The organism is Pseudomonas vranovensis (genome assembly GCF_040438935.1).
Lineage (GTDB): Bacteria > Pseudomonadota > Gammaproteobacteria > Pseudomonadales > Pseudomonadaceae > Aquipseudomonas > Aquipseudomonas vranovensis.
Map to the genome: position 1 here is coordinate 5065695 of NZ_CP159259.1, position 13810 is coordinate 5079504.

15 protein-coding genes are annotated in these 13810 nt (G+C 62.0%); 5 read left to right on the top strand and 10 right to left on the bottom strand.

What is annotated here, in order from left to right:
* Positions 1 to 6: 6 nt before the first annotated feature.
* The 3 genes from ABVN19_RS23360 to phoB form a co-directional block, all read right to left on the bottom strand.
* Positions 7 to 1347 (bottom strand): hemolysin family protein, encoded by a 1341-nt coding sequence (locus tag ABVN19_RS23360; protein WP_028942485.1) that lies wholly within the window; start codon positions 1345 to 1347, stop codon positions 7 to 9.
* A 115-nt stretch (positions 1348 to 1462) separates the two neighbouring features.
* A complete protein-coding gene (gene phoR / locus ABVN19_RS23365) occupies positions 1463 to 2737 on the bottom strand; it encodes a phosphate regulon sensor histidine kinase PhoR (protein WP_245219033.1) in 1275 nt (424 codons plus the stop codon).
* 78 nt (positions 2738 to 2815) lie between these two features.
* Entirely contained in the window at positions 2816 to 3505 is a 690-nt protein-coding gene (gene phoB / locus ABVN19_RS23370) for a phosphate regulon transcriptional regulator PhoB (RefSeq protein WP_028942483.1), read from the bottom strand.
* A gap of 146 nt (positions 3506 to 3651) precedes the next feature.
* Here phoB and ABVN19_RS23375 point away from each other — a divergent pair, with 146 nt between their 5' ends.
* Positions 3652 to 4023: a hypothetical protein gene (locus ABVN19_RS23375; RefSeq protein ID WP_028942482.1), complete on the top strand. Its 372-nt coding sequence runs from the start codon at positions 3652 to 3654 to the stop codon at positions 4021 to 4023.
* A gap of 34 nt (positions 4024 to 4057) precedes the next feature.
* Here ABVN19_RS23375 and ubiA read toward each other — a convergent pair whose 3' ends face one another.
* Together ubiA and ABVN19_RS23385 are read right to left on the bottom strand one after the other, a co-directional pair.
* Positions 4058 to 4948, bottom strand: a complete 891-nt coding sequence (ubiA, locus tag ABVN19_RS23380) for a 4-hydroxybenzoate octaprenyltransferase (protein WP_028942481.1) — start codon at positions 4946 to 4948, stop codon at positions 4058 to 4060.
* Entirely contained in the window at positions 4948 to 5511 is a 564-nt protein-coding gene (locus ABVN19_RS23385) for a chorismate lyase (protein WP_028942480.1), read from the bottom strand. The genes ubiA and ABVN19_RS23385 overlap by 1 nt, the downstream gene beginning before the upstream one ends.
* A gap of 166 nt (positions 5512 to 5677) precedes the next feature.
* Between ABVN19_RS23385 and ABVN19_RS23390 the strand changes: the two genes are divergently transcribed.
* The 4 genes from ABVN19_RS23390 to ABVN19_RS23405 all read left to right on the top strand — a co-directional run bounded on the left by ABVN19_RS23390 (position 5678) and on the right by ABVN19_RS23405 (position 8049).
* Positions 5678 to 5845 carry a rubredoxin gene (locus ABVN19_RS23390; protein WP_028942479.1) on the top strand — a complete coding sequence of 56 codons (168 nt, stop codon included), beginning with the start codon at positions 5678 to 5680 and terminating at the stop codon, positions 5843 to 5845.
* A 36-nt stretch (positions 5846 to 5881) separates the two neighbouring features.
* Positions 5882 to 7030 carry an FAD-dependent oxidoreductase gene (locus ABVN19_RS23395; RefSeq protein WP_028942478.1) on the top strand — a complete coding sequence of 383 codons (1149 nt, stop codon included), beginning with the start codon at positions 5882 to 5884 and terminating at the stop codon, positions 7028 to 7030.
* 189 nt (positions 7031 to 7219) lie between these two features.
* Positions 7220 to 7495, top strand: a complete 276-nt coding sequence (locus ABVN19_RS23400) for an HU family DNA-binding protein (protein ID WP_003213368.1) — start codon at positions 7220 to 7222, stop codon at positions 7493 to 7495.
* A 179-nt stretch (positions 7496 to 7674) separates the two neighbouring features.
* Positions 7675 to 8049, top strand: a complete 375-nt coding sequence (locus ABVN19_RS23405) for an SCP2 sterol-binding domain-containing protein (RefSeq protein ID WP_028942477.1) — start codon at positions 7675 to 7677, stop codon at positions 8047 to 8049.
* 22 nt (positions 8050 to 8071) lie between these two features.
* Here ABVN19_RS23405 and ABVN19_RS23410 read toward each other — a convergent pair whose 3' ends face one another.
* From ABVN19_RS23410 to exbD, 5 genes are all read right to left on the bottom strand, one after another.
* Positions 8072 to 9472, bottom strand: a complete 1401-nt coding sequence (locus ABVN19_RS23410) for an aminoacyl-tRNA deacylase and HDOD domain-containing protein (protein WP_028942476.1) — start codon at positions 9470 to 9472, stop codon at positions 8072 to 8074.
* Between the two features lie 78 nt (positions 9473 to 9550).
* Complete coding sequence (recG, locus tag ABVN19_RS23415) at positions 9551 to 11626, bottom strand: ATP-dependent DNA helicase RecG (protein WP_105641048.1); 2076 nt, start codon at positions 11624 to 11626, stop codon at positions 9551 to 9553.
* Between the two features lie 9 nt (positions 11627 to 11635).
* Positions 11636 to 12556 carry a hydrogen peroxide-inducible genes activator gene (locus ABVN19_RS23420; RefSeq protein ID WP_028942474.1) on the bottom strand — a complete coding sequence of 307 codons (921 nt, stop codon included), beginning with the start codon at positions 12554 to 12556 and terminating at the stop codon, positions 11636 to 11638.
* Positions 12557 to 12649: 93 nt separating this feature from the next.
* Positions 12650 to 13387 carry an energy transducer TonB gene (locus ABVN19_RS23425; RefSeq protein WP_105641047.1) on the bottom strand — a complete coding sequence of 246 codons (738 nt, stop codon included), beginning with the start codon at positions 13385 to 13387 and terminating at the stop codon, positions 12650 to 12652.
* Positions 13384 to 13809, bottom strand: coding sequence for a TonB system transport protein ExbD (gene exbD / locus ABVN19_RS23430; RefSeq protein WP_028942472.1), 426 nt, complete (start codon positions 13807 to 13809; stop codon positions 13384 to 13386). Before exbD ends, ABVN19_RS23425 begins: the two co-directional genes overlap by 4 nt.
* Position 13810 lies beyond the last annotated feature (1 nt).

The window sequence follows — 13810 nt, forward strand, 5'->3', positions numbered from 1 at the left end:
GGCGGCTCAGTCGAGCTTGAGCACCTTGGCCAGGACGATTTTCGGGCCCTTCATCTTCTTGATGATGATGCGCAGGCCTTCGACTTCCAGTACCTCTTCTTCTTCCGGAACCCGCTTGAGGGTCTCGTAGACCAGGCCTGCGAGGGTTTCCGCCTCGATGTGGTCCAGATCCACCCCCAGCAGGCGCTCGACCTTGAACAGCGGCGTATCGCCACGCACCAGCAATTTGCCCGGCTGGTAGGCGAGGATGCCGCGCTCGGCCTTGCGGTGTTCGTCCTGAATGTCGCCCACCAGCACTTCCAGCACGTCTTCCATGGTCAGGTAGCCGATCACCTTGCCGTCGGCTTCTTCGACCAGGGCGAAGTGCGCGCCGCCCTTGCGGAACTGCTCCAGCAAGTGCGACAGCGGCATGTGGCGCGACACGCGCTCCAGAGGGCGGGTCAGTTCGGCCAGGTTGAACGACTCGGGGATGTGGTCCAGGTCCGCCAGCTCCAGCAGCAGGTCCTTGATGTGCAGCAGGCCGAGGAACTCACCGCGCTCGGCATCCAGTACCGGGTAGCGACTGAACTTGTGCCGACGGAACATCGCGAGGATCTCCTTCAGCGGCGCATTGGCGTCCAGGCAGACCATGTCCTCGCGGGAGTTGGCCCAATCGACCACTTCCAGTTCGCCCATTTCCACTGCCGAGGCCAGCACGCGCATGCCCTGGTCGCTAGGGTCCTGGCCGCGGCTGGAGTGCAGGATGAGTTTCAGTTCGTCGCGGCTGTAGTGGTGCTCGTGGTGCGGACCGGGTTCGCCCTGGCCGGCGATTCGCAAGATGGCGTTGGCGCTGGCGTTGAGCAGGTAGATGGCCGGGTACATCAGCCAGTAGAACAGGTACAGCGGCACCGCCGTCCACAGCGACAGCAACTCGGGTTTGCGGATGGCCCAGGATTTGGGTGCCAGTTCGCCGACCACGATGTGCAGGTAGGAAATCACGAAGAAGGCGCTGAAGAACGACACGGCCTTGATGACTTCCGGTGACTGGACGCCCACGGCGGCCAGCAGCGGCTCGAGCAGATGTGCGAAGGCCGGCTCACCGACCCAGCCCAGGCCCAGGGAGGCGAGGGTGATACCCAACTGGCAGGCCGACAGGTAGGCGTCCAGCTGGTTGTGTACGGTGCGCAGGATTTGCCCGCGCCAGCCATGCTGCACGGCAATCGACTCGACTTTGGTCGAGCGCAATTTGACCATGGCGAACTCGGCGGCAACGAAAAAGCCGTTGAGCAGAACCAGCAGCAGAGCAAAAAGAATCATGCCGAAATCGGCGAACAGAGAGGCGAGGCTAATACCAGGGGAAGGGTCCATGATGGGGTTTTACGGGGTCCGTCATCTGAAAAAAGAGAGAAGTAGAGTGCCAGCATGCGCTGGCACCGGTCCGCCAATGTAGCGGCTGAGGGCGCGATTGCCTAGGGGCGCGGCTTCAGGAGGCCATGCGCGAGGCGATCTGGATGGGCGCGAAATGGCAGGTGAAGGTGCTGCCATGGCCTGGCACGCTGCTGATCTCCAGGCGCGCCCGGTGGCGGAGCAACACATGCTTGACGATCGCCAGTCCCAGCCCGGTGCCGCCGGTGTTGGAGGCACGGCTGGAGTCTACCCGGTAGAAACGCTCGGTCAGGCGAGACAGGTGTTTGGCGTCGATACCGATACCGGAGTCCTGCACGCTCAGGTGCGCGCCCTGTTCGTCGGCCCACCAGCGAATGCGGATCTGGCCTCCATCCTGGGTGTACTTGACCGCATTGAACACCAGGTTGGAGAAGGCGCTGCGCAACTCGGCCTCGCTGCCTTTGAGGCGAATGCCGGGGGTCGCTTCCAGGGTGATGCGCTGGTTGCGCTGGCCGGAAAGGGCCTGGGCATCACCCTTGATCGACTGCAGCAGTGCATCGACGGCCACAGGCTGGTTGTCGGAGGGGTAATCGGTGGCTTCCAGTTTGGCCAGCAGCAACAGGTCGTTGAGCAGGGTCTGCATGCGGCCGCCTTGCTGCTGCATTTGCTGCAACGCCCGGACCCAGCGCGGGTTCACCTCTTCGACGTTGTCGAGCAGGGTTTCCAGGTAGCCGGCGATCACCGTCAATGGCGTGCGCAGTTCATGGGAGACGTTGGCGACGAAGTCCTTGCGCATCTGCTCGAGCTGATGAATGCGGGTGACGTCGCGAACCAGCATCAGGTGCTCGTTGTTGCCGTAGCGGGTGATGTGCAGTTGTACGCGCAGGCGGTCGTTGATCGGCGAAGGGATTTCCAGCGGCTCGAGGTAGTTCTCCTGCTCGAAATACTCCTTGAAGCGTGGATGGCGTACTAGGTTGGTGACCGGCTGGCCGCTGTCCTGGGGCGTCTTGAGGCCGAGGAGGGTTTCGGCGGCGCGGTTCCACCATTCCAGGTTGCCGTCGCTGTCGAGCATGATCACCGCGTCCTTGAGGGCGGCGGTGGACTCCTGGACCCGGTCGATCACCGCCTGCAGGCGGCCACGCACGCGTTGATCGCGGCGTTGCAGGTGATAGATGCTGTCGAACACCTCGCCCCACAGGCCATAACCGTCGGGAGGCGCTTCATCGGGTTTGTGCTGGCGCAGCCACTCGTGCAGGCGCAGCAGTTGCTTGAGAGTCCAGCCCAGGTAAATTGCCAGGCCCACCGCCAGGCTCCAGCCGTAATAGCCGCTGATCAGGCCCACCAGCAGGCAGGCAGTGATCAACAGCAGCATGTGGCGAATCAGGGTGCCATGCCAATTCTGGTTCAATTAACGACGCGTCCTTTGCAAAGCGTTGGCGTGAAAAACGGCTCAGCTCTTGGTGGAGAAGCGGTAGCCGGTGCCTCGGACGGTTTGTACCAGATTTTCGTACGCCTCACCCAAGGCCTTGCGCAAGCGGCGGATGTGCACGTCGACCGTGCGCTCCTCGACATAGACATTGCCGCCCCACACCTGGTCAAGCAACTGGCCCCGGGTGTAGGCACGCTCCTGGTGGGTCATGAAGAACTGCAACAGGCGGTATTCGGTCGGGCCCATTTCGGCTGGCTTGCCATCAATGGTCACGCGGTGGCTGATCGGATCGAGCAACAGGCCACCGACTTCGATCGGGGCTTCACCGTCGCTCGGGCCGGCGCGACGCAGCACGGCCTTTAGGCGGGCTACCAGTTCGCGTGGCGAGAACGGCTTGGTGATGTAGTCATCGGCCCCGACTTCAAGGCCTTGGATCTTGTTGTCTTCCTCACCCTTGGCGGTGAGCATGATGATCGGGATGTCGCCGGTCAGCTCGTCGCGCTTCAGGCGCCGCGCCAGCTCGATGCCTGAAGTGCCCGGCAGCATCCAGTCGAGCAGGATCAGGTCGGGCTTGCGGTCGACGATGATGGCGTGGGCTTGCTGGGAGTTTTCCGCTTCCAGGCAGTCATAGCCGGCCATTTCCAATGCAACGGCGATCATCTCGCGAATCGGCGCTTCGTCGTCAACGATCAGAATGTTCCTGCCAACCATGTTTTAACCTCTTCCCATTCAGGTGTCTTGGCCCGCATTAGATAACGGAATTATTGCAGTCGTGTGACAGGTCGTGGGCTGTTGCAGCAACATTCTGTTACTGGACTAGGCTTAAATTCCCTCTCCCGAGAATCATGGTGGATCCAATGACACGACATACGCTGAACTGGATGGCGCTTTTTACTGCGGTGGCACTGGCGTTGCCAGGGATAGCGTCGGCCCATCATGCCATGATGAAAGACGGTGTGATGGTCGACCATGCCGGGATGACGCTCTACACCTTCGACAAGGACTCGGGCGGTAAATCCATGTGCAACGACGAGTGCGCCAAGAACTGGCCGCCGCTGACGGTCAAGGCCGGCGACATGGCTGAAGAGGGCTGGACCCAGATCAAGCGCGATGACGGTTCAATGCAATGGGCTTACAAGGGCAAGCCTGTGTACACCTTCATCAAGGACAAAAAGGCCGGTGACATGACCGGTGACGGCATGAAGGATGTGTGGCACGTGATCAAGTAGTCGGGCCGACCTTGCGCTGGCGGCCCGATAGCCGTCAGCGCAGGCTGTAGTCGACGACGATGCTGAGGAAGATCAGCAGCCCGGCCCAGTGGTTGTGCAGGAAAGCCTTGAAGCAGGATTCGCGATCCAGGTTGCGGGTCGACCGATACTCCCACACAAAACAGATCAACGCCGCCACCAGCCCCAGGTGGAACCAGCCGCCCAGTTCGAAGCGGCTGCCGGCAAGCAGCAAGCAGCCCAGCGACAGTACCTGCAAGGTCAGAATGATGATCCGGTCGGCTTCGCCGAAGAGGATCGCCGTCGATTTGACGCCGATCTTCAGGTCGTCGTCGCGGTCGACCATGGCGTAGTAGGTGTCGTAACCCACGGTCCACAGCACGTTGGCGATGTACAGCAACCAGGCAATGGCCGGCAGCTCGCCGTTGGCCGCCGTGAAGGCCATGGGAATGCCCCACGAATAGGCAGCCCCGAGCACCACCTGCGGGTAGTAGGTGTAGCGCTTCATGAACGGATAGCAGGCTGCCAGCGCCACGGCGCCGAATGACAGCCAGACGGTCGTGGCGTTGGTGCATAGCACCAGCAGGAAGCTCACCCCCACCAGGATCGCGAACAGCACCAGGGCCTCGCGGGCATTGATCCGGCCGGCAGCCAGGGGGCGGTCGGCGGTGCGTTTGACATGGCCATCGACCTTGCGGTCGGCGAAATCGTTGATGGCACAGCCTGCCGCCCGCATGAGCACCACACCGAGGGTGAAGATCACCACGTTGGCCAGGGTCGGCGCACCCTTGGCGGCGATCCATACGGCCGAGAGGGTTGGCCACAGCAGCAGGTAGATGCCGATCGGCCGGTCCATGCGGCTCAGCTGGATGAAGTCCCAGGCCCGTGGATGCAGGCGATTGAGCGACTTGAGCAGCTGCAGGTACATCAGCGGATCTCCCCGGAAATATCAGCGGCCTGCCATAGCGCGGGCAGGAAGACTTCGGCAACCAGCACACTTAGCCCGGCGCGATCAAAGCGCGAGCGGCGTCCCCACAGCGTATTGTTGGCATCTGTGACAGGCAGCCAGGCCTTGGGGTAATGACAGACTTCGATGGCCCGGCGGGTAAAGGCCTGGTCGCAGAACAACAGCTCGCCCAGGGAGCGACTGCCCAGTGCTTCCATGTCCAGACCACCGCTTTCCAGGGCACTGCGGGCTGCCACGCTGCGGGCGAAGACCCAGGCCTGGCCATGACCACGCAGGTATACCTCGCGTACCCAGCCTTCGCTGCCAGGCACCAGCTCCAGCGCGTGGCATTCGTCATCACGCAGCGGCTGCCAGCCTTCGCAAAGGGGTGTGACGGAAAAGTGATCGGCGGATAATTGGGTCAGGCGACGGGTCAAGGACCCTTCATCGAACAACCAGTCAAGGAAGGCAGGCGTTGCGCTGTCTGCTACCTGCGAGTACTGCAACCATTCTGCAGCGGGCGCTTGCGATGTTTCGTACGGCACGATGGTATGGATTAACAGGCCAAAGAGACCGCGAGCTTAGCATGAATGCCCGATCCGGCTTGCATGCTGGCACCTGGCTCCAGTACAAAGCCCCCCTTGATGGTCGCCACCGTAACGTTCCCCAGGGCGGCCACTCCAAAGCCTGAGTTTGTTGAGGAAGTGTGTGATGAAAAAGTGGCAGTGTATTGTTTGCGGCCTGATCTATGACGAAGCCGAGGGGTGGCCGGATGACGGTATTGCCCCGGGAACCCGCTGGGAAGATGTTCCTGCGGACTGGCTGTGCCCCGACTGCGGCGTCGGCAAGATGGACTTTGAAATGATCGCAATCGGCTGATCAATTTTTAACCCAAGACGTTAAGGGAAGCACGGTATGACGGCTCCAGTGGTAATTGTCGGTACAGGCCTGGCGGGCTACAACCTGGCCCGCGAATTTCGCAAGCTCGACGGCGAAACGCCGCTGTTGCTGATCACTGCCGATGATGGCCGTTCGTATTCCAAACCGATGCTTTCCACCGGTTTTGCCAAGAACAAGGATGCCGACGGCCTGGGCATGGCAGAGCCCGGCGCCATGGCGGAACAGCTCAAGGCGGAAGTGCGTACTCATACGCGAATCAGCGGTATCGACCCGGGCCACAAGCGCCTGTGGATCGGCGAAGAGCAGGTGCCGTACCGCGATCTGATCCTGGCATGGGGCGCACAAACCGTTCAGGTGCCGATCGAAGGTGACGCGGGCGAGGCTGTTTTCCCGATCAACGACCTCGAGGATTACGCCCGCTTCCGTGCTGCGGCCGCTGGCAAGCAACGCGTGCTGATTCTGGGAGCAGGCCTGATCGGCTGTGAGTTTGCCAACGACATGAGCCTGGGAGGCTTCGAGGTAGAGCTGGTGGCACCGTGCGAGCAGGTCATGCCCACGTTGCTGCATCCTGCCGCTGCAGCAGCCGTACAGGCTGGCCTGGAGGGGCTTGGTGTACGCTTCCACCTGGGACCGGTGCTGACGCGCCTGCAGCGGGCTGCCAAGGGTCTGGAAGCGCACCTCTCCGACGGTACGCTCATTCCTTGTGACCTGGTGGTGTCGGCCATTGGCCTGCGACCACGCATCGACCTGGCTGCTGCAGCCGGCCTGCAGGTCAATCGTGGCGTTGTGGTCGATCGTCATCTGCGCACCTCCCATGGCAACATCTACGCTTTGGGCGACTGCGCCGAAGTCGACGGCCTCAACCTGCTGTATGTCATGCCGCTGATGAGCTGTGCCCGGGCCCTGGCCCAGACCCTTGCCGGCAACCCGACAGCGGTTGCCTATGGCCCGATGCCGGTGACGGTCAAGACGCCCGCCTGCCCCTTGGTGGTTTCGCCACCGCCCCCTGGCCGTGAAGGTGAATGGCAGGTTGAAGGCCAGGGCCTCGACCTCAAGGTGCTTTGCCGCGATGCAGACGGCAACTTGCTGGGCTATGCCCTGACCGGTGCTGCGGTGATGGAGAAGCTGGCTCTAAATCGGCAACTTCCGGCGCTAATGGCGTAAACGACGGGTGTTCTGTCGGATTCCCCCTGCTATTGCACCAACAATGGCCGCTCAGAGACTGGCGCGACCCCTGACGGCGTGCCATTCTCACTGCCGTCTGCCGCAGTTTAGAGCCTGCGGTGCCTTGGGCGCTGCTCCTTGAAGAGCAGCACGGCATAACAACAAAAAAACCGTCAAAGAGGCTTCACTATGCGTAAACCAGAACTCGCCGCAGCCATTGCTGAAAAGGCCGATCTCACCAAAGAGCAAGCCAACCGCGTACTCAACGCCGTGCTCGAAGAAATCACCGGCGCCTTGCATCGCAAGGACAGCGTAACGCTGGTCGGCTTCGGTACGTTCCTGCAGCGCCATCGCGGTGCCCGCACCGGCAAGAACCCGCAAACCGGCGAGCCGGTGAAGATCAAGGCCAGCAATACTGTGGCTTTCAAACCAGGTAAATCCCTGAAGGACAGCGTCAATCCGTGATGCCTCACACAGATCGATCGCAGTAAAAGACGGGCACCCGACGCGGTGCCCGTTTTTTTGCGCAACATGCCGCTACAGAGCGATGCAGCGATCGCGCGGATACAGACTCGTCACCTATGGTGTTTTCGCAGCGAGACTATAAACTGCTCCGCCAGTCACTTTTTAGTCGAGGCGTGCGCATGAAGTTTCGCTTTCTCCTTTGGGCCATGGGATTGCTGATGGCCAAGGCCAGTCGCAAGAATCCGGCATTCCAGCAACAACTGGCTGACAAGGACCTGGTGTTCCAGCTGCAGACCCTCGATGGCAAGGTGGCACGCCATTTTGTTGTCAAGGATGGGCGTATTCGCAGCCAGTCCGGCACCCATGCTGCCCCGGCCTTCGCCATTGCCTTCAAGGATGCCGCATTCGGCTTTGCCACCTTGCAGGCGAAAAACAAGCAACTGGCCTTCATGCAGGGGATTCAGGACAAAAGTATCCAGATCAAGGGCAATCCGGCGCTGGTGATCTGGTTCCAGGGCCTGATGAAGTACCTGAAACCGAAAAAGAAAGCCTGACCCTCGGGGTCAGGCTGTTTGCTCAGTGCTGGTTGAATTGCGAAGCCAGTTCACGCAACAGCACTTCGGCCTCAAGTACCTTGTTGACCACATCCTCGGCTTTCTCGCGAGGGATGTTCAGGCGGTCCAGCAACTCGTCCGGAATAGGCTCGACCGGCCCCGAGCCGATGCCTCGCACGCGCAGTAGGCGAATAGCCAGGCACACCAGGTTGGGGAACGCGGCATGGTCACCGTCGTACTGCGGATCATGCTGAAAGCGCAGGGCGGTGGCCAACTCTTCGGGCATGTCCCAGAACCGCATCAACCAGGCGCCGATCTGCTCGCGGCTGATCCCCAGCAAATGCTGTTCGACATAGCTGTGGCACAGGTGCGGATTGACCTCCAGGTGGCGGCAGATCAGTGAAAAATGCGGCGGGAACACGTGCGCCAGCAGCAGGTAGCCGAAGTTGTGCAGCAAGCCGGCCAGGTACGTCAGGCCGGCTTCCGGGCGCTCCGCGCGTGGGATGGCACGGGTCAGGCCCTCGATCACGGCGGCGGTGTAGATCGACTGTTGCCAGTATGGCGTGGTGTCCTGCGGGTGGTCCTTGGGCAGGCTCAGGGTTTTGCCCAGTGCCAGGCCCAGCGCCAGGTTGATGACCAGATCAAAACCCAGCACGCGGACGATGGCGTCTTCGACGGAGCGGATCTTGCCCGGTGAAGCGTAGTAGGGTGACGCCGCCCAGCTGACAACCTGGGCAGCCAGCGCCGGGTCGGTCTCGACCACCCCGGTAATGTCGTCGATGGTCGCATTGGGGTCGACGCGCAGCTTGATGATCTTTTGCGCGGTTTCTGCCAGGGGTGGAATCTCGATCGTGCTTTCCAGGCGCTGTTGGATACGCCGGGCAGTGAAGGCCTGGACTGCCTGGGTGATTTCTTCGCGGTCGTCGGCAGGGCGATCGAGGTTGGGACGAATGCTGCTCAGGCGCTCACCGAAATTGCCGGCGCTGGCTTTGCTGAGCATTTTCTTGAAGTCATCGCGCTCGATCTCCAGCAGCAGGCCGGCTTCACCGGAATGCACCAGCAGCTTTTCGGGCTTGAGCAGGCTCTCTTCATAGAGGCAAGGCGAACTGGTCAACGCGGGAATGCCCGGCAGCGTCTTAAGGCCATGCTTGTCGAGCATGTGTTTGAGGCGCTCCAGGGGCACGGCGGCAAGCTTGCGGCCAGTGAGTTCGGCGAGGCGGTTGAGGTCGAGCAACTGGTTCTGCGGGAACAGCACCATCAGCGCGCCGACTGCGTCATCGAGCAAAACGGCCTGGACCTTGCGCTCGGACAGCAGCTGCGAGTGATCCAGCACTTCGCGGTAGGCGATGCCGATTTTGTCGAGCAGCAGCCGGATAACAGACGGAGCGTGGGGGGTTGCGGTGTCCAGGGCAACTTCAGTCATGGTCTGTATCCAGAAATTTTACAATCGCAAGAGTATAACCAGCTTGGGCCTCAAGCTGGATCCATTCTGGGGCAGGCGTCACACTTGTCCGTATTGCTGGCCATGGCGTAACCAGCGCTCAAGCAGCGGGCTGACATGCTCGGGCCAGCGTGCAAGCAGGGCCTGGGCGGCATCGCGCACGGCGGGAAGCAGGTCGGCGTCACGCATCAGGTCCGCGACCTTGAACTGCAGCAGGCCGGTCTGGCGGGTGCCGAGCATTTCACCGGGGCCGCGCAGTTCAAGGTCTTTTTCGGCAATGATGAAACCATCGTTGGTTTCACGCATGATCCCCAGGCGTTCACGACCAATCTGCGACAATGGTGGATGATAGAGCAACACGCAATGGCTCGCCGCACTGCCTCGACCGACCCGGCCACGCAGCTGGTGCAACTGGGCCAGGCCCAGGCGCTCGGGGTTCTCGATAATCATCAAGCTGGCGTTGGGCACGTCGACCCCAACCTCAATGACCGTGGTCGCTACCAGCAAGTGCAGATTGCCTTGCTTGAACTCGGCCATGACTGCGGCCTTTTCGGCAGGCTTCATGCGCCCGTGGATCAGACCGACCCGCAGTTCGCCCAAGGCGCTGCCGAGTTCCTCGAAGGTGGTTTCGGCGGCCTGGCAGGTCAGCTCCTCGGACTCTTCGATCAGGGTGCATACCCAGTACGCCTGGCGCCCTTCGGCGCAAGCGGCGCGAACCCGCTCGACCACCTCGAAGCGTCGGCTGTCGGCGACCAGGACGGTGTTCACTGGCGTACGACCAGGGGGCAGTTCGTCGAGGATCGAGGTGTCCAGGTCGGCATAGGCGCTCATGGCCAGGGTGCGCGGAATAGGAGTGGCGGTCATGATCAACTGATGTGGGCAAAGCTGGCCGCCCACGCCTTTCTGGCGCAGTGCCAGGCGCTGTTGCACGCCAAAGCGGTGCTGTTCGTCGATGATCGCCAAGGCCAGGTTGTTGAACTTCACCTCGTCCTGGAACAGGGCATGGGTGCCGACCACCATTGGAGCACCGCCGGCGATCTGCTCCAGGGCACTGGCGCGGGCCTTGCCCTTGAGCTTGCCCGCCAGCCAGGCCACTTCGATGCCAAGCGGCTCCAGCCAGCGCTTGAAGGTCACGAAGTGCTGTTCTGCAAGAATCTCGGTGGGGGCCATCAGCGCGACCTGATAACCGGCCTCCAGGGCCTGCAGGGCCGCGAGTGCGGCAACCACGGTCTTGCCGGCGCCTACGTCACCCTGGACCAGGCGCAGCATCGGCTCAGGTTGGCTGAGGTCGTAGGCGATTTCGTTACCGACCCGCTGCTGGGCGCCCGTGGGGGCGAAGCCGAGGTTGGCCAGGTACTGCTGCGGCAGCCGGGTTGCCTTGGGTAGTACAGGCGCTCGCTGGGCACGCAGGCTTTCGCGCAGGCGCTGCTGGGACAGCTGATGGGTCAGCAATTCTTCAAAGGCCAGGCGGTGCTGAGCCCAGTGCTGGCCCTCGGCAAGTTCGTCGACGTCGGCATCGGCGGGCGGGTGGTGCAGGTACCGAATCGCATCGTCCAGCGGCGCCAGTTGGTAATCCCGGGCCAGCTCCTGTGGCAGCCAGTCGGGCAGGCTGCGGGGGCCGAGCATGGCCAGGCTTTGCTGGCAAAGCTGGCGCAGGCGCTGTTGGGTCAGGCCTTCGGTGGTCGGGTAGATCGGGGTAAGGGTCTGCTCCACCGGTGCAGGCTCGTCACCGGTCAGGGCGCGGTACTCCGGGTGGTAGATCTCAAGGCCCGAGGCGCCCGGGCGCGCTTCGCCGTAACAGCGCAGGTGGGTGCCCCGTTTGAGGCCTTCCTTCTGCGCATTGCTGAAATGGTAGAAGCGCAGGCTCAGCACACCGGTGCCGTCACCCAGGCGCACCAGCAGGCTGCGACGCTTGCCCATGACCACATCGGTGCCACTGACCACACCTTCGATCACCGCATCCTGGCCGGGACGCAGCGCGCCGATGGGGACCACACGGGTGCGGTCCTGGTAGCGCAGCGGCAGGTGGAAGAGCACGTCCTGAAGGTTCTCCAGGCCAACCTTGGCAAGCTTCTCGGCCATGGCCTCGCCGACGCCCTTCAAGGCCGTCACTGCAACTTGGGACAACTCCGGCATGGTGGTTTCCTACTGGCTCACGGGTGGCTTGGCCACCGAGCACAGGCGGATGGAGTCGGCGAGGATCTCGATCGCCTTGGGCCGCGGGAAGCTGGCGCGCCAGGCAATGGCTACGGTACGAAACGGCGCGGGAGGGCTCAACGGCCGCACTTCGATGACCCCGGGAGCATAGTGGTGACTGTGTACCGCAGAGAGCGGCAGGATCGATACGCCCAGGCCCGAGGCGACCATGTGGCGGATGGTTTCCAGGGAGCTGGATTCAACCGTGGTGTGCTTGGAGCCATCGCTACCCTTGGCCAGGGTCGGGCAGGCTTCGAGCACCTGGTCGCGGAAGCAGTGGCCTTCGCCGAGCAGCAGCAGGCTCTTGTCGTTGAGCAGGCTGGCGTCGATGGTTTCCTTCTGGGTCCAGGGGTGCTCGCTGGGCATCAATACATAGAAAGGTTCGTCGTACAGCGGCATGGTCAGTACGTCGGCTTCGTTGAACGGCAGGGCAATGATCACCGCGTCCAACTCGCCGTTGCGCAGCTTGTCGCGCAGGATGTGGGTGAAGTTCTCTTCGATGTACAACGGCATCTGCGGGGCGACCCGGTGCAGTTGTGGAATCAGGTGCGGGAACAGGTAGGGGCCAACGGTATAGATGGCGCCGACTTTCAGGGGGGCGGTAAGCTGGTTCTTGCCGGCCTGGGCCAGCTCACGGATGCCCTGGGCCTGTTCGAGTACTTTCTGGGCCTGGGCGACGATACCTTCGCCAACCGGTGTCAGGCGTACAGCGCTTTTGCTGCGCTCGAAAATCAGAACACCCAGCTCGTCCTCAAGCTTTTTCACACCCACCGACAAGGTCGGCTGGCTGACATGGCAACGTTCGGCGGCATGGCCGAAGTGCTGTTCCTGGGCGAGGGTGACGATGTAGCGCAATTCTGTGAGGGTCATAACGTGCGTCCATGAAGTTGCGGCCCCAGCATAGCGGCTGCACTCGATAGACGCACGTTATCAGAGTTGCTTATGTGTGACAGAAACAATGCGTCAGCGCTTGTCCAGCGAGTAGACGAAAGGCGCGATCACCTCGATGCTGCCGTTGGTAAGCAATTCCTTCGGCGGTGGTGGTACTGGTTGGGCTCGACGGATCATCTCCAGGGTTGCCCGATCCAGTGCCGCACTGCCCGAACCACCGGCGATGGCGTAAGAAAGAATCTTGCCTTCGCTATCGACCACGAAACGCAGTCGGTTGATGCCTTCCATGCGCATGCGCCGGGCGTTTTCCGGGTAACGCTTGTACTTGGCCAGGTGGCGCAACAGGTCGCTCTGCCAGGTAGGCAGGGCATTGCTGTTGCTGGCGATGCTAGGTGCCGGAGCTGCAGATTTCTGTGCCGGTGCGGTGGTGGGCGGCGTATCGACCACTTCCTCGTCGGCAGGTTTTTCCTGCGGCGGCTCAGGCTTTTTCTCAGGCTTGGGCGGCTGTGGCTTGGCCTTTGGCTTCACCTGCTTGGCGACGGCGATTTTGGGTTTGGGCGCCTCGGCCAGTTTCGGCAGCGGCGGCTCTTCTACCGGCGCTGGCGGCTGTGGCGGGGTCACCACCTTGGGCGGTGGAGGAGGAGCCGGTTCAGGCATCGGGGCCATCTGGATCATCATCGCCGCGGGGGGCAACTCGATCGCCTGGGGCACCGACCAATTGAGCGTCAGCAGCACGGCGATGGCATGGACCCCCAGCACAATCGCCAGACTACTGCTGTAACGCGCCAGCTTATGCCGCGTCATGATCATTTCTTGGCTGCCGTCTCAAGTCCCACCAGGCCGACTTTCAGGTAACCGGCCGCGCGCAGGGTGTTCATGACTTCCATCAGATCGCCGTAATCCACGCCCTTGTCGGCCTGGAAGAAGATCGTGGTGTCCTTGTCGCCCTTGGTCTTGGCATCGAGTACCGCGCCCAGTTGGTCCCGCTGGACCTGTTCTTCGCCGACATAGACGTTCTGGTCGGCCTTGACGCTGAGGAACACCGGTTTTTCGGGCCTTGGTGCCGGCTTGGCCGTTGAGGCCGGCAGATCGACCTTGATATCAACGGTTGCCAGAGGCGCTGCCACCATGAAGATGATCAGCAGGACCAACATCACGTCGATAAACGGCGTGACGTTGATTTCGTGGTTTTCGGCGAGATCGTCGCCACCCTCGTTAAGATGCAGGCCCATG